The sequence below is a fragment of the Streptomyces sp. NBC_00102 genome, assembly GCF_026343115.1.
Classification (GTDB): domain Bacteria; phylum Actinomycetota; class Actinomycetes; order Streptomycetales; family Streptomycetaceae; genus Streptomyces.
In genome coordinates, this window is sequence record NZ_JAPEMC010000001.1 from 861,160 (window position 1) to 881,618 (window position 20,459).

The window sequence follows — 20,459 nt, forward strand, 5'->3', positions numbered from 1 at the left end:
CCCCGGGAGCTCGGCACCCGTGATCCCGACCGCGGACCCGTCCGTCCCAGCGCGCCCGCCGCGTCCGGTCCCGTGCGGCACCCGGCGGACCGGGTGCCGCCCGGGACGCCGTTCAGCTGAGGACGGAGGTGCAGTCCGTCGTGGAGGCGTGCGCCGGGTCGAGCGCGTTGGCCACCTCGTGGAAGGCGATCTTGTCGGTGGTGCCGATGAGGACGTGCTCGGAGACGTCGACCGCGCACAGGTCCTGGAGCAGGACGTTGCGGACGTTCGAACCGCTGAGGAACTGGGTGCGGTAGGGGGTGACGACCTCGTCGTACCGGGTCGAGATGACGGTGTACTTCACCCCTGCCACCGTGTCCGGGAGGGAGTTGAGCTTGGTGATGAACGGCGATCCGGCCACCTGGTCGGCGAGCCCGGGGGTGGCGGCGTTCAGCAGGGATTCCGCTCCGGGGAAGTAGGGCAGCAGGTTGGTCAGCCCGAGGAGAGTGGTGCCGTGGTTGTCGGGGGCGAGGGCGACGAGCGCGTTCACCTTGGCGGCGCCGCCGAGGAACTTCAGGTAGTAGTTCGGCATCATGCCGCCCTGCGAGTGGCCCACGAGGTCGGCCTTGGACGTGCCGGTCGCGGCGAGCACCTTGTCGACGAACGTACTGAGCTGGGCGGCGGACTTGTCGATGGGGCCGAGGCCGTTGAAGACCGGCACGCCGGGGAGTTGCCCGTAGTCGAGGGAGAAGACGCAGTAGCCCCGGGCCACCAGGTAGGGGGCGAGGACGAGCCAGTTGTCGACGGAGTTCCCGAAGGTTCCGTGGACGAGGACCACGGGACGCGGGTGCGCGGCGGAGGGCTTGCAGGAGTAGTCGTTCCAGCCGCTCGTGGTGGTGGCGGTCTCTCCGGCGGAGGGGGCGGCCGAGGCGGCGGCCGCCGAGGGTCCGGCGAGGGCGGCGACGGCGAGGAGCAGCGCGGCGAGAGTTCTCCGCGCACGCGGGCCTCTCGGTGTACGGGTCCAGGGCAGCATCGTGGGATCTCCTTGCGGCTCAGGGAGTTGCGATGTGGGGGTTGCCCTGTGGCCCGGACCACAAGCTTTATGTGCTCATGCCAAATTACGCATGGGTAGCTTCACGGGGGAAGTTACGCGTCGGTAAAAACTGCTGCGCCGCCAACATCGTTCCTCCGCAGTGGTCCTGACGATGCGTCAGTCATCGTCCGGCGCACACCTCGAAAACGCGGTGACGCACTCACGGCCACCTTCGGCCACGAGCGCGTCACCGCGCCCCGGGGCTCATCCGCAGCAGCGCACGAGCCACTCGTCGGAGTCGTACGCGCCCCTGGCCGGGTCGCGCACCGCGGCCGACTTCTCCTCCACCGCGCCCTCCGGCCGAACCCGCTCCGGCAGCCGCCCGAACCGCGCCGGGTCCGCGACGGCGCGGGCGATCGCGGTCGTCATGGCGCCCCGCCCCCGGGGTGCGGTCTCCGCCCCCGAGCCCTCCGGACGCTCCGCCTCCTCCTGCACCATCTCGCCCTCGCCCCGTAGGCAGGCCGCTCTTCCGTGCCACCGGCCCCACTCCCCTCACGGTCCGACCGCGGCGAACACGGAAAAAGACATGCCCCAGATTCGCATCACCATCCTGGCAGGTGACTTTCGCCGCGGACGAGACACGCGCCCAGACCGGCAGCTCCCGCCGTCGACAAGGTACGTCCGAGCCAGCACGGCGAGCACGTCCGGGCCAGCAAGGCAGGCACGTCCGGGCCGGCACGGCGAGCGCGTCCAGGCCTACACAGCGAGCACGTCCGGGCCCAGCGCGGCGAGCGCGTCCAGGCCGACACGGCGCCCAGCGCGGCAAGCGCGTCCGGGCCGGTGCGGCAAGCACGTCCCGGTTCGAACACCGCCGAACGCCACCGCACCCCGGGTGGCGAAGGTCATGCGTCCGCGACGGAACGAGCCCGAACGGGACCCCGGACGGACCCGCCGACCCCAAGTTCCACGCCCCGCCGAGGGGGTGACGGGCCGACACCTCGCCACACCACTCCTTGTTCGAATTATTCCGCACCGGCCGGAGTCTTACCCGCTCGCCGACCAGGGGCGATGGAGTTAAGGTAATCGAACGAACGTACGAGGAACGTATCGGGTAAAGGTCGGAAATGGGGTGGCGGAAGGGAGGAACGACATGGCGGGCTTCGCCCATCTGCACGTCGCGTCCGGTTACTCCGCCCGCTACGGCGCCGCCCACCCCGAGCACCTCGCGCGGCGGGCGGCCGAACTCGGCATGCCGGAAATCGCGCTCACCGACCGGTCCACCGTGACCGGGGCTGTTCGATTCGCTCAGGCCTGCGCCCGAGAAGGCGTACGACCGGTCTTCGGCATCGACCTCGCGGTGGAGGCCCTCGCCCCGCCGCCTCCGGCCGAGCGCCCGCGCACCCCGGCGCGCGGAGGCGCCCACGTCGTCGAACCGCCGCTGCGCGTCGTGCTGCTCGCCCAGGACAGGGCGGGCTGGGCGCGGCTCTGCCGCATCACCTCGGCGGCGCACGCCGGCGCGTTGTCCGGTACCGCGCCGGTGGTGCCGTGGGCGGCGCTGCGTGAGCACGGCGGCCCCGGCCTCACCGTGCTGCTGGGCCCCCTGTCGGAGCCCGTACGGGCGCTGGCCGCGGGCCGCGAGGACGTCGCGGTGAAGCTGCTGGCGCCCTGGCGGCAGATCTTCGGCAGCGGGCTGCGGCTGGAGACCGTGGCGTACCGGCGGGCCGGTACGGGCCCGGGGTCGCTGCGGCTGGCCGCCCGTACCCTGGCGCTGGCCGACCGTACCGGTGTCACCGCCGTGCTCTCCAACGCGGTCCGCTACACCGACCCCGCCCAGCACCGTCTCGCCGACGTGCTGGACGCCGCACGGCTGCTGCGCCCCGTCGACCGGCGCCGGCTGGACAGCGGGCAACGCTGGCTCAAGGGCGAGGGCCCGATGGTCGCCGTCGCCCGCGCGATCGCCGCGTCCGCCGGGCACGACGACAGCCGGGCGCGCCGGCTGCTTGCGGACACCGCCGCGACCTCCGCCGAGTGCGTCCTCGACCCCGGGGCGGACCTCGGCCTGGGGAGGCGGCACTTCCCGGAGGCGTCCCTGTTCGGCGCCGGGCCGGACGCCGGTGGCGCCGCCCGGCTGCTGCGCGAGCGCTCCGAGGCGGGTCTGGTCCGCCGGGGCCTGGACCGTGACGCGAAGGCCCGGGAGCGGCTGGACATGGAGCTCGGGGTGATCTCCCGGCTGGGGTACGACTCGTACTTCCTCGCCGTCGGCCAGGTGGTCGCGGACATCCGCGAGCTGGGCATCCGGGTCGCGGCCCGTGGCTCGGGGGCGGGCTCGATGGTCTGCCACACCCTGGACATCGCCACCGCCAACCCGCTGGACCACCGGCTGCTGTTCGAACGCTTCCTCAGCGAACGGCGGGATTCGCTCCCGGACATCGACATCGACGTGGAGTCGGCACGGCGGCTGGAGTGCTACGACGCGGTCTTCGCCCGGTTCGGCAAGGAGCGGGTGGCGGTCACCGCGATGCCCGAGACCTACCGGGCCCGCCGCGCGCTGCGGGACACCGGTCTCGCGCTCGGCATCGCGCCGGACGAGGTCGACCGGATCGCCAAGAGCTTCCCGCACCTGCGCGCCTCGGACATCACCGGCGCCCTCGCGGAACTGCCCGAGCTGCGGCAGCTGGCGTCGCGGGCGAAGCGGTACGGCCCGCTGTGGGAGCTCGCCGAGGGGCTCGACTCCCTGGTGCACGGCATGGCCATGCACCCGTGCGGCGTGATCATCAGCGACGCGAGCCTGCTGGACCGGCTGCCGGTGCAGCCCACCCCGCAGGGCGACTACCCCATGGCCATGGCCGCGAAGGAGGAGGTCGAGGCGCTGGGCAACATCAAGCTCGACGTGCTCGGGGTGCGGATGCAGTCCGCGATGGCCCACGCCGTCGACGAGATCGAACGCGCGACCGGCGACCGGATCGACCTGGACGACCCGGCGCAGGTGCCGCTCGACGACGTCTTCGCGTTCAAGCTCATCCAGCAGAGCGAGACGATCGGGCTGTTCCAGCTCGAATCGCCGGGCCAGCAGGACCTGCTCTCCCGTCTCCAGCCCCGCAACCCGCAGGACGTCATCGCCGACATCAGCCTCTTCCGCCCGGGACCGGTCGCCGGCGGCATGCCCGAGCGGTACGTCGCCGCGCGGCACGGCCGGGCCCCCGCCTACGCCCACCCGGACCTCGAACCGGTACTCGCCGACACCTACGGCGTGACCATCTGGCACGAGCAGATCATCGAGACCCTCTCCGTGATGACCGGCTGCGACCGGGCGATGGCCGAGGTGGCCCGCCGGGCGCTCGGCGACCGGAAGCGGCTGCCCGCCATCGGCACGTGGTTCCACGAGCGCGCGGCGGCCCGGGGGTACGACCCCGGGGTCCGCGCGAAGGTGTGGGCGACCGTGGAGGCGTTCGGCGCCTACGGTTTCTGCCGCGCCCACGCGGTGGCCTTCGCCGTACCGGCCCTGCAGAGCGCATGGCTCAAGGCGCACCACCCGGCGTTCCTCCTCGCCGGGCTCCTCGAACACGACCCCGGGATGTGGCCCAAGCGCGTCATCGTCGCCGACGCCCGCCGACGGGGCGTTCCCGTCCTGCCCGTGGACGTCAACCGCTCCCGTACCCGGTACGCGGTGGAGCGGACCGACGACGGGCGGTGGGGGGTGCGGCTCGCGCTGTCCTCGGTACGCGGCATCACCGAGGACGAGAGCACCCGGATCGAGGCCGGTGGGCCCTACGACTCGCTGTCGGACTTCTGGCAGCGCGCCCGCCCCAGCCGGCCGCTGGCCGAACGCCTGGTCGAGATCGGTGCGTTCAGCGGGCTCGACGAGGGCGCGCTCACCCGGCGGGACCTGCTGCTGCACGTCGCCGAACTGCACCGGCAGTCCCGCACCCGGTCCGCCGGCGACGGCCAGCTCGCCCTCCACGCGGGCGCGGCCGGCGCGGCCGAGCCGAGCGGTCTGCCGGAGATGACCGGCCGCGAGGCACTGGACGCCGAGCTGAACACGCTGGGCATCGACGTGTCCCGGCACCTCATGGTCCACCACCACCGGCTGCTGCGGGAGATCGGTGCGATGGACGCCGCCCACCTGGCCGACGCGCGCCAGGGGCAGCCGGTTCTCGTCGCCGGGGTGCGGGCCTCCACCCAGACCCCGCCGATCGCCAGCGGCAAACGCATCATCTTCGTCACCCTGGAGGACGGCTCGGGCATGGTCGACCTGGTCTTCTTCGAGGACTCCCACCCGGCGTGCGCGCACACCGTCTTCCACAGCGGGCTGCTGCTGGTGCGCGGCACCGTGCAGGTGCGCGGCTCCCGGCGGTCCGTCGTCGGCACCATGGCCTGGGACCTGGACCGGATCGCCGCGGCCCGCCGGGACGAGGGCCCCGCCGCCGCGCTCGCGCTGCTCGGCGCACAGCGCCCGCACCCGACGCCCGCGCAGCCGGGGCGCACCCTGGTCAACGGCACCTCGGGCGCCCGGCTGCACCCGTACGCCGACCTCCAGCCGGCCGGCAGCCGCTCGGCCGACCTGCGCAGGCTCGGCCACACCAGCCAGGGGAGCGCGGGATGACGGCCCCCCGCCCGGCACGCCGCCGCCACATCGCCCATCTGCGCCTGTACGCGCTGCCGGACGAGGAGGGTTACGCCGGCATCGTCGAGCTGATGTCCGGCATCACCCCGCACGTCCAGGCGGTCCCGCCCGACGCCGTCCAGCTGGACCTCACCTCCGCGCTGCGCTACTTCGGGCTGCCCCCGTACGACCTGGTCCAGCTGGTCATGCTCCGGCTGCTGGCCCTGTACGGGATCGAGTGCGGCGCGGGGCTCGCCGGTAACCGCATGCTGGCCGCCATGGCGGCCGACGCGTCCGGGCCGGGGCAGACCACGGAGGTCCCCGGCGACCGGGCCGACTCCTGGCTGCGCCCCCGCCCGGTCGGCGCGCTGCCCGGTATCGGCCGTGCCACGGCGGCCACGCTCGGGCGGTACGGCGTGCACACCATCGGCCAGGTCGCCGACCTGCCGCCGCTGACGCTCCAGCGTCTGCTAGGCGCCGGTCCCGCCAGGCTGCTGGCCGAACGCGCGCACGGCCGCGACCCCCGTCCGGTCGTCCCGGCGGAACCTGCGGCCCACCTCTCCGCCGATCTGGTGCTCGACCGGGACTGCCTCGACCCCGGCCTGCACCACCGGGCGGTGCTGGGGCTCGCCGAGCGGCTGGGACAGCGCCTGCGCGCCGGGCACCGGGTCGCGGGGCGCCTGACGCTCACCGTGCGGTACGCCGACCGGACGTCCAGCACCCGTACCCGTACCTCCGCCGAGCCCACCGGCCACTCCCCTCTCCTCGCCGGCACGGCGCTGGGGCTGCTGGACTCGCTCGGCCTGCAACGCGCACGGGTACGCGCCTACACGCTGCGCGCGGACGACCTCGCACCGGCCGAGGACGCCCCGCGCCAGCTCTCCCTGGACCCGGTCGACGACCGGTCCCGCGCCGCCGAGGCCGCCTCGGACCGGGCCCGCCGGCGCTTCGGCTCCGGAGCCGTACGGCCCGCGGTCCTGGCCCCTGCGCCGTCGGGGGCTCCGCGCCGGCGCCCGCCCGCCGCGTGACACGCGGCCGGTGCGCCGGGCTCAAGCGCCCTTTGCGCCATTCGGCCCGCCCCGCCTGCGCGGAGCACCGGGCGGATCGAGCGTGGAGGACATGAACTTCGCCGGCGAGGTAAGACAGGCCGTCACTCCCCGGGCCGCCCTGCTCGTCCTCGGTGTGCTCGTCCTCCAACTGCTCTTCATCCTCTCCTACGTGGGCGCGCTGCACCGGCCGGTGGCCACCGACGTGCCCTTCGGTGTGGTGGCTCCCCCGCAGGCGTCCCAGCAGCTGATCGCCGGGCTGGACGGGCTTCCGGGCGGTCCGCTGGACCCGCGCGCCGTCGACGACGCGGCCGAAGCGCGCCGGCAGATCATGAACCGTGAGATCGACGGCGCTCTGGTGGTGAACCCGTCCGGCACGACGGACACGGTGCTCGTCGCCTCCGGCGGCGGCTCCGCGCTCGCCACCTCCCTGGCGAGGATCACCACGGAGGTCATGGCCGAGCAGCAGCGTCGTGTGCGGGTCGTGGACGTGGCCCCGGCCTCCTCGGACGACTTCGACGGGCTCTCGTCGTTCTACCTGGTCGTCGGCTGGTGCGTGGGCGGCTATCTCTGCGCCTCGATCCTCGCGATCAGCGCGGGCTCCCGTCCGGCCAACCTCCGGCGCGCGCTCATCCGCACCCTGGTCATGGCGGTGTACTCGGTCCTGGGCGGCATCGGCGGCGCGGTCATCGTCGGCCCCGCCCTCGGCGCGCTGCCCGGAAGTTTCTGGGCGCTGGCGGGGCTGGGCGCGCTGGTCGTCTTCGCCACCGGCATGATCACCCTCGCCCTGCAGGCGCTGACCGGCATCGTCGGCATCGGCCTGGCCGTCCTGATCATCGTGATCGCGGGCAACCCGAGCGCGGGCGGCGCCTTCCCGCTGCCGATGCTGCCGGACTTCTGGCGCGCGATCGGCCCGGCCCTGCCCCCGGGCGCGGGCACCTGGGTCGCCCGGTCGATCGCCTACTTCCGGGGCAACGCGGTCACCGGCTCCCTGCTGGTCCTCTCCGCCTGGGCGGTGGCCGGTACGGCCCTGACGCTGCTGCTCTCCCTGCGGCGCAGGCGGACGGGCCCCGACGGCACCGTCCCGTCGGGGACCGCGGGAACGCCACCGGGGGGCGCGCACTCCGTGTGATCGCGAGTCCTCCGTGGGGCCCTCCGCGCTCGACGGCCGTGCGGGTCGTCGTCCCGCACCGGCGGCGGACGCGCGGGAGCCCCCGTCCGGAGGGCGGGTTCCACTGATCCCCGCAACACCCTGGAGTTCCAGGGGTTGCGGGGATCATGGATTTTGAGGCGCTGAAGTCGAGGTTCTTCGAGGCGTTGGACGAGGCGGACGGCAGCGTCACCGGGGCGGCTCGGGCGGTAGGGGTGAGCCGGCATACGGCGGCCGGGTGGGCTCGCAAGGCCGGCATTCGTGGTCGTGGCAAGCCCAGCAGGGGCGGGCATCCCCGACGGGCGGAGTACGAGCGCCTTCGGGCGGCCGGGGTCCGACGCCGTGAGGCTGCGGTCCAGGCCGGTGTCCACCCGCGCACAGCCCAGGACTGGGACCGAGGCATTCGGCAGATCGGCCACTCACGTCTGCATGCGGACGGCCGCTTGATCGACTATACGACTGGTGTGACCACCACCGTTGTGTCGGGGGGCCCGTCCCTGACCGCCGTCGAGGCCGATCTCCACCCCCGGTTCCTCACCGTGGCCGAGCGGGAGCTGATCGCCGACATGCGGCGCGAGGGCCACTCGCTGCGCGCGATGGGCCGGGCCCTGGGTCGGCCGGCCTCGACCGTCAAGCGCGAGATCGACACCCACTCGGCAGGCGGCACCTACCGCCCGCACCAAGCCCAGCGCGCATGGGCCAGGAGCCGGTCCCGCCCCAAGGAGTCCAAGCTCGCCCAGAAAGGTCCACTGCGCGACTTCGTCGCGGACCGGCTCCAGGAACGCTGGTCGCCCGAGCAGATCTGCAACGCTCTCCCCATCGAGTTCCCCGACGACGAGGGCATGCGGGTGAGTCCGGAGACGATCTATCAGGCGGTTTACGTCCAGGCCCGCGGCGGACTGCGCCGTGAAGTCGCGCTGGCGCTGCGCACCGGGCGCACCCGCCGCAAGCCGCACCGAAGCCCGGACCAACGCCAGCGCCGGTTCGTCGACGAGATGGTGATGATCTCTGAGCGGCCCGCCGAGGTCGAGGACCGGGCGGTCCCCGGCCATTGGGAAGGCGATCTGATCGTCGGTCCCCGGAGCGCGAGCGCGATCGTGACTCTGGTCGAGCGCTCCACCCGCTACGTCATGCTCGGACATCTGCCCGGCGGACACACCGCCGAGGAGGTGCGCGACGTACTGGTCCCGCTGATCCGGACCCTGCCCGCACACCTGCGTGGCTCACTGACCTGGGACCAGGGGTGCGAGATGGCCGCCCACAAGCAGTTCACCGTGGCCACCGGAGTCCCCGTCTACTTCTGCGACCCCCACTCTCCCTGGCAGCGCGGGTCGAATGAGAACACCAACGGTCTGCTGCGGCAGTACTTTCCCAAGGGCACCGACCTGTCCGTCCACAGCCCCGAAGACCTCGAACACGTCGCCCAGCAACTCAACGGCCGGCCACGCAAGACGCTCGGCTGGAGAACCCCAGCCGAGCGCCTGCGTGCTCTACTGACAACCGCATAGGCCATCAGGTGTTGCGAGGACCCCAAGAATCCGCCGAGCGGACGGGGGCTCGACGCGTCACGGGGTCACGGGGTCACGGAACGCGCCACCGTCCGGACCCGTGGGACCGGAAGACCGGGCTCAGAAGACACTGACTCCGTACGCGCTCAGTGCTTCGGTGACGGGCTGGAAGAAGGTCGTACCGCCCGAGGTGCAGTCGCCGCTGCCGCCCGAGGTGAGGCCGATCGCCAGGGTTCCGGAGTAGAGCGGGCCGCCGGAGTCGCCGGGCTCGGCGCACACGTTGGTACGGATCAGGCCGGAGACGATCTCCCCGTTCCCGTAGTTCACGGTGGCGTTGAGGCCGGTCACCGTACCGCTGTGGATGCCGGTGGTGGAGCCGCGGCGGGTCACGGACTGGCCGACGGTGGCGTTGGCCGCGCCGGTGATGTCCACGCTGCCCACGGTGCCGCTCTTGGTGACGCTGCTGTTGGTGTACGTCACCAGGCCGTAGTCGTTGCCCGGGAAGCTGGATCCCGAGGTGGTGCCGAGCGTGGTGGTGTGGGCCGAGTTGGACCACCAAGTGCCCGCGCCGTCGGTGCAGTGGCCGGCGGTCAGGAAGTAGTAGGTGCTGCCGCTGCGGACGTTGAAGCCGAGCGAGCAGCGCCAGCTGCTCGCGTAGATCGCGTCGCCGCCCGAGATCAGCTTGCTGAAGGTGCCGGCCGTGCGCTCGATGCGCAGGGCGCCGGCCTGGTCGCCCGCGCTGTCCTTGATCTTCGCGATCTCGGCCTGGGTGACCGTGCTGTCGACGGTGACGACGAGTCGCTTGGTGGCGGGGTCGACGCTCCAGGCGGTGCCCGGGACGTCCGCGGTGAGCACGGCGTCGCTCGCGGCGGTCAGCTGGGCGGTGCTGTACGTTCCGGCCGAGTCGGCGTTGGCCGCGGGGACGGCGAGCGCCGCTACGGCGACCAGACCCGCCGCGACGGCGACGGCCCTGCCGCGTCTGGCGATGGTGCTGCGGGGGGTGGTGCGCTTGATCCTCACTTCGCGTTCCTCCATGGGGGGATCAGGGGCCCGTCCGTGGGGTGGCGGACCCGTGAGGCGCAGTCAGGCGTTGGGCTTCCGACACGCGTTCGCTATGCGGATGCCGTGTTCCTGACAAGCGCTGGTTGGGAGTATTTGGGACCGGCCGCGCGCGGCGCAAGGGCGCCTTTCGGCCGCCCCGGACCGTCCGGAACGGAAAAACGCCCCGACCCCGGCAGCGCACGGGCTGCCGGGGCCGGGGCCCGGGTGACGCCGGCTCAGCCGTCGAGCCGCTTCCGCTCACCGGCGGGGACGGCGATCGGGAGGGTGTTGCCCGGCGGCGGGAAGGGGCAGATGAAGTGATCGGCGAAGGCGCACGGCGGCAGCAGGGAGCGGTTGAAGTCGACCGTCACCGAGCCGTCCGCCGCCGGGGCGGCGGGCCGCAGGAAGCGGAACCGGAAGCTGCCGTCACCGCTGGTCGCGTCGGCGAAGACGATCCACAGCGAACCGCCCGGCTCGACCGCGGCGTGCAGCGTGAACTCGCGTCCATCCACAACGAACGTTACTTCGCCCGCGAGTTGGAGACCCCGTTCGACGCCGTCCGCGTTCTCCACCCGGACCGTGCGGTCCGCGTAGCCGCGGAAGGTGCCGGGCAGGCTCCAGCGCGCGTCGTATCCGGTCGCCTCGATGGACCGGAACGCGTGCCGGGCCGGGGCCGCCGGATCGAAGTCGCGGACCGCCCAGAGACCTTCGCGGCGGAGCACGACGAGGCGCCGTTCGCCGAGGGCCACCCGGGCGTCGTCGACCGGTCCGAGGTCGGGTCCGAGGCGGACGTCGCCGGTGAGCGGCTTGCCGTCGACGGTCAGACCGTCCTGTGCGCCGGCGGTCAGGACGAGATCGTCACCGTCCGCGCGCCACTCTCCCGGGACGGCCGGAATTCGCCCTTCCGGGTAGTCGGCGAGCCAGTGGGTACCGGCCAGGGAGAGCGGCCCGTAGGGCGCGGCCGTCGCGGCGACGCGCCCCTCGTGCCAGCTCTGCCATTCCTGCTGTGCGTCCGTGCTCATGCGCTCAACCTTTCCATACGGGTTCGGCCAGCCCGAGGTGTGCCCGCAGGGTGGAACCGGTGTACTCGGACCGGAACGCGCCGCGTTCCTGGAGGAGGGGGACGACCCGGTCGACGAAGTCGTCCAGGCCGCCCGGGGTGAGGTGCGGTACGAGGATGAAGCCGTCCGCCGCCTTCTGGTCGACGAAGGCGGTCAGTCCGGCCGCCACGGTCTCCGGGCTGCCGACGAAGGACTGCCGGGTGGCGCTCTCGATCACGGTCTCCCGGATGGAGAGCCCCTTCTCCTCCGACAGCGCCCGCCACTTCGCGGCCACGGCGAACGGGTCGGCGACCCGGACCCGGCCCTGTGCGAACCCGGAGTCCGGCTCCGGGTCGATGTCCGGGAAGGGCCCGTCGGGATCGTAACCGGAGAGGTCGCGGCCCCAGACCTGTTCGAGGGTGAGGATCGCGTTCTGCGGGGAGACCTGGAGGCGGCGGATCTCGGCGGCGTACTGCTGGGCCTCCGCGTCGGTGTCGGCGACCACGACCGTGACGCCGGGCATGATCTTCAGGTCGTCGGGGCCCCGCCCGTACGTCGCCAGCCGCCCCTTGACGTCGGCCCAGAACGCGCGCCCCGCCTCCAGGGTGCCGTGCCGGGTGAAGATGACGTCGGCGGCCGAGGCCGCGAACTCGCGGCCCTCGTCCGAGTCCCCGGCCTGGATGACGACCGGGTGCCCCTGCGGGGAGCGGGGGACGGTGAACTCGCCGGAGACGTCGAAGTGCGTGCCGTGGTGGGCGACCGGACGGGGCATCCCGTCCGGCGTCCAGGAATCCCACAACTCCCGTGCCGTGGAGACGAATTCGGCGGCCCGGGTGTAACGGTCGGAGCGGTCGAGGAAGCCGCCGCGGCGGAAGTTCTCACCCGTGAAGGCGTCCGAGGAGGTGACCACGTTCCACGCCGCGCGCCCCCCGCTGAGATGGTCGAGGGTGGCGAGGCGGCGGGCCAGCTCGTACGGCTCGTTGAAGGTCGCGTTGACGGTGGCGGCGAGCCCGAGCCGGTCGGTGACGGCGGCGAGCGCGTTCAGCACGGTGAGGGACTCCGGCCGCCCGACCACGTCGAGGTCGTGGACGCGCCCGTCGTACTCGCGCAGCCGGAGCCCTTCCGCGAGGAAGAAGAAGTCGAACTTGCCGCGCTCGGCGGTCCTCGCCAGGTACTCGAAGGAGGCGAAGTCGATCTGGCTGCCGGACCGGGGGTCCGACCAGACCGTGGTGCTGTTGACGCCCGGGAAGTGGGCGGCCAGATGCATCTGCCGGTGCCCGGTCATCGCCGCTCCCCCGCCGTCCGGGCGAGCGCGTAGCGGCTGGCGGGGCGCGCGAGGCCCAGGTGCTCGCGGAGGGTGTGGCCGGGGTGGAAGGTGCGGAAGAGACTGCGGTGCTGGAGGAGGGCCACGGTGCCGTTCACGATCCTTTCGAGGTCGCGGGCCGGAGTGATGGGGGTGAGGTGGAACCCGTCCGCCGCGCCCGCCCGGTACCACTGGGAGATGAGCTCGGCGAGGTCCACCGGACCGCCCCGGAAGTAGGTGCCGTGGCCGGCCAGCGGCGGGCCGCTCTCCAGCCCCGGCTCGGGTGCGGTCTCCGCGTCGCCGAGGTCGACCGCGAGCGCGACCAGCACCCTCAGTTCGCGTGCGGAACGGCCGTGCGCGGCGGCCAGCCGGTGGACGTCCGCGCGGGCGGCGGCGGCCTGTTCGGGCGAGGTGGCCCGGATGTGCACGACGTCCGCGTGGCGGGCCGCCACCGCCCGGGCGGGGGCGGTGGTGCCGTCGATCACCGTGACGGGCCGCCCCTGAGGGGGCCTCGGCACGATGGCGGGGCCACGGACCGAGAACGCCTCGCCCTCGAAGTCGATGTGGTGCACCTTCTTCCGGTCGATGAACCGGCCGGTGGCGGTGTCCCTGATCTCGGCGTCGTCCTCCCAGCTGTCCCAGAGCCGGGCGCCCGCGTCGGCCGCCTCCCCCGCCTCGCGCCACAGGGCCTCGGCGGGCGCGGTGGTACGCCGGCCGAAGAGCCGGGCCACGGCCTCGGTGGTCGAGACGTCGGCGGTCCAGCCGGCCCGGCCCCGGCTCACCCAGTCCAGGGTGGCGACGGCGGACGAGACGTGGAAGGGCTCGGTGTGCGTGGTGTCGACCGTCGGGACGAGTCCGATCCGATCGGTGACGGGCGCGATCCGGGCGAGTACGGAGAGCGCGTCGGGTCCGGGCCGGGCGAAGGAGTCGCCGAGGGTCACGTAGTCGAGGGCGCCGCCCTCGGCGAGCCGCGCCAGACCGAGGTAGTGGTCCGGCTCGTACCGGGGCGGGCCGCCGATCTCGGCGGCCAGATGGAGGGGTCTGCCGGTGGTCATGCGAGCCTTCCGGGATCTGATCGATGGGGGGTTTGGCTGGCGGTTCGAAGCGGGTGCGGGGCGGTCGGTCGGGCAGCCCGGGCGGGACCCGTCCAGGTCGCGGCGGCGAGGTGCCGTAGCTGTCGTCGCGCACCCACCAGGGACTGCGGGACAGCCCTTAGAGCACCTTGGAGAGGAAGGCGCGGGTGCGTTCGTGGGCGGGGCGGTCGAGCACCTCGGCGGGCGGCCCCTGCTCGACGATGCGCCCCTCGTCCATGAAGACCACGGTGTCGGCCACCTCGCGGGCGAAGCCGATCTCGTGGGTGACCACGATCATGGTGGTTCCCTGCTGCGCCAAGTCCTTGATCACGTCGAGGACTTCGCCGACGAGTTCGGGGTCGAGCGCGGAGGTCGGCTCGTCGAAGAGGAGGAGCTTCGGCTCCAGCGCGAGGGCACGGGCGATGGCGACCCGCTGCTGCTGCCCTCCGGAGAGCTGACGGGGGTAGGCCTGCGCCTTGTCGGAGAGGCCGACCCGCTCCAGCAGCCGCTCGGCCGAGGCGATCGCCTCGGCCCGGGGGCGGCGCAGCGCGGAGACGGGCGCCTCGATGATGTTCTCCACCACCGTGAGGTGGGGGAAGAGGTGGAAGCTCTGGAAGACGAAGCCGATCCGGGTGCGCCGGCGCAGCACCTCGCGCTCGCGCAGTTCGTACAGCTTGTCGCCCTCCCTGCGGTAGCCGATGAGGTCGCCGTCCACGGTGATCCAGCCGCGGTCGGCCTTCTCCAGGTGGTTGATGGTGCGCAGCAGGGTGGACTTGCCGGAGCCGGAGGGGCCGAGGACGACGGTCACCTCGCCGGGCCGGACGGTGAGGTCGACGCCGCGCAGCACCTCGGCCGAGCCGAAGCTCTTGTGCAGGGCGCGGATCTCGACCATGGGCGGCGTTTCGGTGGTGGTGAGCGGCATGGTGTTCCCTCGGACGTGTTGCGGGCGGCGGGCGTTGTCAGACACGGCCCGGTACGGGGCGGTCGGAGAGGGCGCGCAGGAAGGTGAGTGCGGTACGGGCGGTGGCGTCGTTCTGGCCGAACGCGGGGCCTCCGGTGCGCGGCCGGGTGAAGGCGCCCGAGGCGCGTGCCGTGGTGAAGGGGCCCAGGGCGAAGCGGCGGGGGTGGGTGGTGCCGTCGCGGTCCAGTATCCGGCCGTCCTGCGGAGAGACCTGGAGGAGGCCGTTGTCGGTGACGGACGCCCCGTCCTCGTACAGTCCGCGCAGCAGCGGGCTGCTGGTGTGCCGCAGGGACGGGGACGGGAGGCGCGCCTCGACGAGCGCCCGGGCCTCGGTGCGCGCACCGGGGACGGTGGGGCTGCCGGCCCGGAAGACGCCCTGTTCCTCGTCGGTCTCGACGGTCATGTCGGCGCCGAGGAAGCGCACGACTCCGGCGCGGGAGAGCGCGAGCAGCTGTTCGAGCCGGGGGCCGGGCGGGCCGGAGGCGAGATAGCTGAAGAACCCGTGCCAGCTGTCGCCGGTGTCGCCGAGGGCTATCAACTGCACGTAGGCGGACAGGAGTCCGAAGAAGACGGCCAGATCGGGCGAGTACGTGGCATCTTGACGACGTGTCAGGTCGGCCGTGATGTAGTCGCGCAGGGCGCCCTGGAGGGCGTCCTCGTCGGGGAGGGTGACGCCCTGGAGGGGGCGGTCGAGCACGTCCAGGTCGAGCCGGTCGGCCGGGTCGGGGACGGACCGGGCCACGAGTGCGGCGAGTTCGGGGCTGTCCGGCTCGGCGGCTTCGTAGCTTCCCCGGAATTCCTCCCAGGGGACGGTGGTGCGCTCGGGGTGCGCGGTGAAGAGCCGGTGGTAGTGGGCGTGGGCGAGTTCCCGCGCGATGAGCGGCCAGACGTCCCGGCGGAAGTCCAACGGGCCCGGCGCGGAGATGAGTTCCTTGATGCGTTCGGGGCCCAGATGGTGCGGCAGCGGCGGGCGCTCGCCTTCCCAGCCGTATCCGATCTTCGCGTGGTAGGGGACTCCGCGCCGGGACCCGACGTACAGGACGGGTTCGCGTCCGGACGGGTGGTAGACGCCGTTCTCGTGCCGTCCGCCGCGGCCTTCGGTGAGGAGCACCATCAGGTCCACGAAGGCCAGTCCGAAGCCCCGGACGATGACGGGCTCACCCGCGCGCAGTGCGCCGAGGTCGCTGTCGGCGGTGAAGTCGGGGGGCAGGTGGACCAGTCGGTTCCGGAGCGCGAAGGCGGACAACTCCTTTTGCTCGTCGTCCAGTTCGGCGTCCAGGTGACCGACCGTGAGGACGACGAGGTCGGCCACGAGGGGTTCGGTGCGCCCTTCCAGCCAGACCCGCTGCCGGCCGTCGCGCGGGCCGGTGACGCGCAGGGCCCGGGTGGGGTGCTCGTGCACGGTGATGCCGGCGGGCAGGGCGGCGGCGGACTCCTCGTAGAACCAGCGCAGATAGGTGCTCTGGAGCCGGCGGGTGGGGAAGTCCTGGCCGGTCAGGGCGTGTATCTCGGCGAGGACCGCGGGCTCGGCGTCGATGGTGATGCGGCCCGCTCCGACCTCCTTGGCCCAGGCGTCCAGGGCGGGCCCCGGTCGGACCGGACCCTCCTGGCGCACGGTGTCGTCGGTGAAGACGGTGACGTCCTCGGCCATGGAGTTCATCCAGAGCAACGGGGACTGGTCGTGGCGCCAGATGCGCCCGCCGCCGGCCGGGTGGGGGTCCACGAGGTGGATGTCCAGCCGCTCGCCCGCGTACAGCTCGGCGGCGTTGGCGGCGATGCGCTCGATCAGTCCGGTGCCGCGGGGTCCGGCGCCGATGACGACGAGGGTGGGTGCGGGGGTCATCGGGCGTCCGCCGTTCCGCGTGCGTAGTAGCGCTCGACGTAGTGCTGGCCGATGCTGAGGAGGGAGGTGACGACGACGTACCAGATGGTCGCGACCAGCAGCAACGGGATGATCTGGTAGGTGCGGTGGTACACGAGCTGCACGGAGTAGAGCAGGTCCTGCACGGCGATGATGCTGACGATCGAGGTGCCCTTGAGAGCGCCGATCAGCATGTTCCCGGCGGGCGGCACGATGGAGCGCATCGCCTGCGGCAGCACGATCCGGCGGAACCGGCGCCAGGGGCCGAGGCCCAGGGACTGCGCGGCCTCCAGCTGTCCGCGTTCCACGGAGAGGATGCCGCCGCGCACCACTTCGGCGGCGTACGCGGCCTCGTGCAGGGTGAGTCCGACGACGGCTACGGTGACGGGGCCGAGCAGGTTCACGGTGTTCACCCCGAGGATCTCGGGGTAGAGCGCGCCGATGTTGAACCAGAACAGCAGCTGGACCAGGATCGGGGTGGACCGGAACAGCCAGACGTAACCCCAACTGGTCGCTTGCAGAACGCGGTTGCCGGACAGTCGCATCACCGCGAGCAGGGTTCCGAGGGCGAAGCCCAGGACCATCACGACGGCCGTCAGCCAGAGGGTCAGGCCGAGCCCGCGCAGTACCGAGTCGGTGGTGAAGTACTGCCCGACGACGTCCCATTGGAAGGCGTCGTTGCGTACCACGGAGACGAGGACGAGCCCGAGCAGGACGAGGACGACGGCGGCGGCCACCCACTGTCCGGCGCGGCGCACCGGAACGATGCGGGGCACGACGTCCGCGCCGGCGCTCCCGGGCTCGGGCGGGTTGGCCACGGATTTCGGGTCGGAGGAGAAGGATGCGGAAGTGAGGGACTCTGTCTGGGCGGACATGCTGGGGCTCCGTGGATGCGGGATCGAACACGGGGCGCGGCTTCACAGCGAGCACGAGGCGGACCAGGCCCCTCAGCACCGGTCCGTCCCTGAGATAAGCGCCGTGCGCACTCCCCTGTCAAGCCTGTCCACACTGTGAGCCGTGTCCGGACGGCAGTTGACGCACCACCGGAAGCCTGTTCCACTGGGCGCATGTATTCGCAGCAGTGGCTGGTCACCCGCTCCCACATCGACTTCGGTCGCGTGTGGTCCTGTTCCTGTTGAGCTGACGCCCTGCTTCCCTCCGCTCACTCGCGCCCTCGCGCGTCGTCGAGCGTTTCTCCCCGCGTGACGTCACCCGCACGAGAGCACCCTCCCCTCCCCTCGCACCACTGACGACCTCCCGCTCCGCCCCGCACTGCCCCAGGGCCGTGTCGTCCGGCGGGGCCGGTCGGCATACCCCGGCACGTCCGCCACACCTCACACCAGCACACCGGTACGTCCGGCACGCCTCGGCGCGTCCGGCGCGTCCCGGCACGCCCCGACCACTCTGGAGCAGCCGCGCCATGCCTCGCACCCGGCACACCGTCACCTTCGCCCTGATCACCGCCGCCACCCTCGCGCTCGCCGGGTGCGGAACGGGCGAGCCCACCACGGCGCAGGCCGCCGGCACCGCCGCCGCGGACACCCCGAAGAACGACGTGGTGTCCGCGGTGAAGAAGGACGAGGCGGCGGCCGCCCTGCTGCCCGCGGACGTCCGCTCGGCGGGCACGCTGAGAATCGCCAGCGCCGCGGGAGCACCGCCAGGAGCCTTCTACGAGGCGGACGGCAAGACCCTGTCCGGAGCGGACATCGACTTCGCCGACGCGGTGGCCCGCAAGCTCGGCCTCAAGCTCCACCGGGAGGTGGCCTCCTTCGAGGCGATCCTGCCGGCGCTCGGCAGCGGCAAGTACGACCTGGGCACCGGCAACTTCGGCGTCACCGACGAACGGCGCGCGACGATCGACTTCGTCACGTACATCAACGACGGCCAGGGCTTCGCCGTGCGCAAGGACAGCAAGCTGCAGGAGGTCAAGGACCTCACCCAGCTCTGCGGTCTGAAGGTCGCGACCGGGGCGGGGACGACCTTCGAGGTGACCCTGGAGAAGAACAAGGGGCTGTGCTCCGCGGCGGGCAAGAAGCCTTACACCGTGCAGACCTTCGCCGATCCGACGTCCATCTGGATCGGGCTCCAGCAGGGCCGGATCGACGTGGTGATGTCGACCATCAACGGACTGCGTTACGCGGTGACCCAGCAGAAGGACGTCCGCTTCCTCAACGAGTTCAAGCGGCTCGACGTCGGCTTCGCCTTCAAGAAGGGCACCCCGCTGGCCCCTGCCTTCCAGGCCGCGGTGAACAGCCTCAAGGAGGACGGCACCTACGACCGCATCCTGAAGAAGTGGGGCACCACCGACTCGTCGATCGAGACCTCGCAGATCTCGCCGCCCGAGATCAAGTGAGTCCGCGCGCCGCCGGCCGTCCGTACGCCGGCGGCGCCGGGGCGGCTCAGCAGTCGCACCCGCAGTCGCAGTCGCAGCAGCCGCATCCGTCGCCGTCGCCGCACGTGGGGCAGTTCGAGCAGCAGTCGCAGCACTCGCAGCAGTCCCCGCAGTCCGCCTGGGAGCAGAGTCCCTCGCGGCGTTCCCGCGACCAGGGGCCCTCGTAGCTGCCGCAGCACATCTGGCAGGTGCAGGCGAGTCCGGCCATGACGAAGCAGCCGGCGATGAGCCCGCGCCGGTCGCGGGGCGGCCTCGGGGGCTCGGGCGGCGGCGCCGCGGGCCCACCGGGGGCGTGCGGGTTGCCGGGGGCGTACGGGTTGCCGGGAGGCGGTCCGTACGCCCCCCGGTGCGCGCAGGAGTCGGTGGCGAAGGCGCGGTCCACCGCACGGCGAAGTTCGTGCACCAGCAGGACGTGCACCAGCCCGCTGTCGCTGAACTCCGCGTCGGCCAGCGCCAGACGGACCCCGCGCACGGCGTCGTCGCAGAGCCGTCGGGCCTCGGTGAGCGGGGTACCGGTGGCGGTGAGCGGGTTCCACGCACCCGCCTCCGCGTCGGCCCGCTGGTCCTCCACGGCGTCCAGCAGGTGTGCGAGGCGCCCGAAGAGCCGTCCCGCCTCGGCGAGCGGGGCCGCGTTGCCGGGCCGGCCGGCGAGGACCGCGGTGTGCGCGAAGGCTGCCGCGGTGGCCGTCTCGGTGGGCTCGGTGACAAAAAGCAGCGGGGTGCCCGTCACGGCCAGCGCCTCGATCCCGGCCTGCCGGTCCACCGCGTCCACCAGGACCGCGGTGTCGAAGCCGAGGGCCGCGCCGCCGCGGGCTCCCGCGCGGTCCCATCCCGCGGCGACCCGTCGGGCGGCGGCGGCGACCGGACGGTGTGCCAGCAGCCCGTCACGGTCGGCGACATGGTCGCGCACCTTGGCCGAGGCGAGCACGAGGGAGACGGCCGCGGCGAGCTTGGCTCCCTCGCCCCTGGCGACCGGTGCGGTCCGCATCGCGCGCAGCGGGCACGGTCCGGCGGTGCGCCTTCCGGCGGGGCCGGTGCCGGTCTGAGCCTCCGTCAGAACGGAGACGATCAGTCCGTCATAGTTCGTCACGATCCGTGCGAATTGCCCGTGATCGGAGCGGAGAGCGAGGCAGAGACCGCAGAGATGGGCCATCCACTCGGTCTTGAGCCCTTCGCTCAGCCGGTGCGTACAAGGCCTGACGATTCCGAACACGGACGTTCCCCCCGAGAACCTGAACGACGGAGCGGCGACCCCTCGCACACCTCACGCGGCACCTATCGTACCGAGCCGGTCGTTCACCCGTACGTCCTCTACATCACCCGTACGGTCGGGAGCATCCTATTTTCTTCCTACAAGCCCTCTTATTCGGTCGGAACCCTGACGAACCGCCACATGTTCTGCATCAGTACCGTCACGAATCGCCTGCGCGCCGACTATCCACTTGGCGCGCTATCCGCATGATGGACGA

15 protein-coding genes are annotated in these 20,459 nt (G+C 72.6%); 5 read left to right on the plus strand and 10 right to left on the minus strand.

Annotated elements, in window-relative coordinates:
• Positions 1–112 precede the first annotated feature (112 nt).
• Complete coding sequence (locus OHA55_RS03885) at positions 113–1,012, minus strand: alpha/beta fold hydrolase (protein WP_266702800.1); 900 nt, start codon at positions 1,010–1,012, stop codon at positions 113–115.
• Positions 1,013–1,276: 264 nt separating this feature from the next.
• A complete protein-coding gene (locus OHA55_RS03890; RefSeq protein ID WP_266711210.1) occupies positions 1,277–1,510 on the minus strand; it encodes a hypothetical protein in 234 nt (77 codons plus the stop codon).
• A gap of 652 nt (positions 1,511–2,162) precedes the next feature.
• Here OHA55_RS03890 and OHA55_RS03895 point away from each other — a divergent pair.
• The 4 genes from OHA55_RS03895 (at position 2,163) to OHA55_RS03910 (ending at position 9,319) form a co-directional block, all read left to right on the plus strand.
• Positions 2,163–5,615: a DNA polymerase III subunit alpha gene (locus tag OHA55_RS03895; protein ID WP_266702802.1), complete on the plus strand. Its 3,453-nt coding sequence runs from the start codon at positions 2,163–2,165 to the stop codon at positions 5,613–5,615.
• Positions 5,612–6,643 (plus strand): ImpB/MucB/SamB family protein, encoded by a 1,032-nt coding sequence (locus OHA55_RS03900; RefSeq protein WP_266702804.1) that lies wholly within the window; start codon positions 5,612–5,614, stop codon positions 6,641–6,643. The genes OHA55_RS03895 and OHA55_RS03900 overlap by 4 nt, the downstream gene beginning before the upstream one ends.
• A 91-nt stretch (positions 6,644–6,734) precedes the next feature.
• The gene (locus OHA55_RS03905) at positions 6,735–7,793 is read left to right on the plus strand and encodes a DUF3533 domain-containing protein (protein WP_266710401.1); all 1,059 of its coding nucleotides are present in this window, start codon (positions 6,735–6,737) and stop codon (positions 7,791–7,793) included.
• 497 nt (positions 7,794–8,290) lie between these two features.
• Positions 8,291–9,319 (plus strand): IS30 family transposase, encoded by a 1,029-nt coding sequence (locus tag OHA55_RS03910; RefSeq protein WP_266710402.1) that lies wholly within the window; start codon positions 8,291–8,293, stop codon positions 9,317–9,319.
• 120 nt (positions 9,320–9,439) lie between these two features.
• Here OHA55_RS03910 and OHA55_RS03915 read toward each other — a convergent pair whose 3' ends face one another.
• The 7 genes from OHA55_RS03915 to OHA55_RS03945 form a co-directional block, all read right to left on the minus strand.
• Positions 9,440–10,339 carry a S1 family peptidase gene (locus OHA55_RS03915; RefSeq protein ID WP_266702806.1) on the minus strand — a complete coding sequence of 300 codons (900 nt, stop codon included), beginning with the start codon at positions 10,337–10,339 and terminating at the stop codon, positions 9,440–9,442.
• Between the two features lie 257 nt (positions 10,340–10,596).
• Complete coding sequence (locus OHA55_RS03920; RefSeq protein ID WP_266702808.1) at positions 10,597–11,382, minus strand: DUF1684 domain-containing protein; 786 nt, start codon at positions 11,380–11,382, stop codon at positions 10,597–10,599.
• A 4-nt stretch (positions 11,383–11,386) separates the two neighbouring features.
• Positions 11,387–12,667, minus strand: a complete 1,281-nt coding sequence (locus OHA55_RS03925) for an NtaA/DmoA family FMN-dependent monooxygenase (RefSeq protein WP_266710403.1) — start codon at positions 12,665–12,667, stop codon at positions 11,387–11,389.
• 14 nt (positions 12,668–12,681) lie between these two features.
• Positions 12,682–13,758, minus strand: coding sequence for an LLM class flavin-dependent oxidoreductase (locus tag OHA55_RS03930; RefSeq protein WP_266702810.1), 1,077 nt, complete (start codon positions 13,756–13,758; stop codon positions 12,682–12,684).
• A 157-nt stretch (positions 13,759–13,915) separates the two neighbouring features.
• Positions 13,916–14,668 (minus strand): amino acid ABC transporter ATP-binding protein, encoded by a 753-nt coding sequence (locus OHA55_RS03935; RefSeq protein WP_266710404.1) that lies wholly within the window; start codon positions 14,666–14,668, stop codon positions 13,916–13,918.
• A 67-nt stretch (positions 14,669–14,735) separates the two neighbouring features.
• Entirely contained in the window at positions 14,736–16,580 is a 1,845-nt protein-coding gene (locus tag OHA55_RS03940; protein WP_266702812.1) for an FAD/NAD(P)-binding domain-containing protein, read from the minus strand.
• Positions 16,577–17,473: an amino acid ABC transporter permease gene (locus tag OHA55_RS03945; RefSeq protein ID WP_266702814.1), complete on the minus strand. Its 897-nt coding sequence runs from the start codon at positions 17,471–17,473 to the stop codon at positions 16,577–16,579. The genes OHA55_RS03940 and OHA55_RS03945 overlap by 4 nt, the downstream gene beginning before the upstream one ends.
• 545 nt (positions 17,474–18,018) lie before the next feature.
• On the opposite strand from OHA55_RS03945, the gene OHA55_RS03950 reads away from it, so the two are divergent.
• Positions 18,019–18,951, plus strand: coding sequence for an ABC transporter substrate-binding protein (locus tag OHA55_RS03950; protein WP_266702816.1), 933 nt, complete (start codon positions 18,019–18,021; stop codon positions 18,949–18,951).
• A gap of 46 nt (positions 18,952–18,997) precedes the next feature.
• Here OHA55_RS03950 and OHA55_RS03955 read toward each other — a convergent pair whose 3' ends face one another.
• Positions 18,998–20,203: a DUF5685 family protein gene (locus tag OHA55_RS03955; protein ID WP_266702818.1), complete on the minus strand. Its 1,206-nt coding sequence runs from the start codon at positions 20,201–20,203 to the stop codon at positions 18,998–19,000.
• Positions 20,204–20,459 lie beyond the last annotated feature (256 nt).

What these genes read in the sequence shown, in the direction of transcription:
- OHA55_RS03885 (WP_266702800.1), bottom strand. Translation starts at nt 1,012, where the DNA reads ATGCTGCCCTGGACCCGTACACCGAGAGGCCCGCGTGCGCGGAGAACT.
- OHA55_RS03890 (WP_266711210.1), bottom strand. Translation starts at nt 1,510, where the DNA reads ATGGTGCAGGAGGAGGCGGAGCGTCCGGAGGGCTCGGGGGCGGAGACC.
- OHA55_RS03895 (WP_266702802.1), top strand. Translation starts at nt 2,163, where the DNA reads ATGGCGGGCTTCGCCCATCTGCACGTCGCGTCCGGTTACTCCGCCCGC.
- OHA55_RS03900 (WP_266702804.1), top strand. Translation starts at nt 5,612, where the DNA reads ATGACGGCCCCCCGCCCGGCACGCCGCCGCCACATCGCCCATCTGCGC.
- OHA55_RS03905 (WP_266710401.1), top strand. Translation starts at nt 6,735, where the DNA reads ATGAACTTCGCCGGCGAGGTAAGACAGGCCGTCACTCCCCGGGCCGCC.
- OHA55_RS03920 (WP_266702808.1), bottom strand. Translation starts at nt 11,382, where the DNA reads ATGAGCACGGACGCACAGCAGGAATGGCAGAGCTGGCACGAGGGGCGC.
- OHA55_RS03925 (WP_266710403.1), bottom strand. Translation starts at nt 12,667, where the DNA reads ATGCATCTGGCCGCCCACTTCCCGGGCGTCAACAGCACCACGGTCTGG.
- OHA55_RS03930 (WP_266702810.1), bottom strand. Translation starts at nt 13,758, where the DNA reads ATGACCACCGGCAGACCCCTCCATCTGGCCGCCGAGATCGGCGGCCCG.
- OHA55_RS03935 (WP_266710404.1), bottom strand. Translation starts at nt 14,668, where the DNA reads ATGGTCGAGATCCGCGCCCTGCACAAGAGCTTCGGCTCGGCCGAGGTG.
- OHA55_RS03940 (WP_266702812.1), bottom strand. Translation starts at nt 16,580, where the DNA reads ATGACCCCCGCACCCACCCTCGTCGTCATCGGCGCCGGACCCCGCGGC.
- OHA55_RS03945 (WP_266702814.1), bottom strand. Translation starts at nt 17,473, where the DNA reads ATGTCCGCCCAGACAGAGTCCCTCACTTCCGCATCCTTCTCCTCCGAC.
- OHA55_RS03950 (WP_266702816.1), top strand. Translation starts at nt 18,019, where the DNA reads ATGCCTCGCACCCGGCACACCGTCACCTTCGCCCTGATCACCGCCGCC.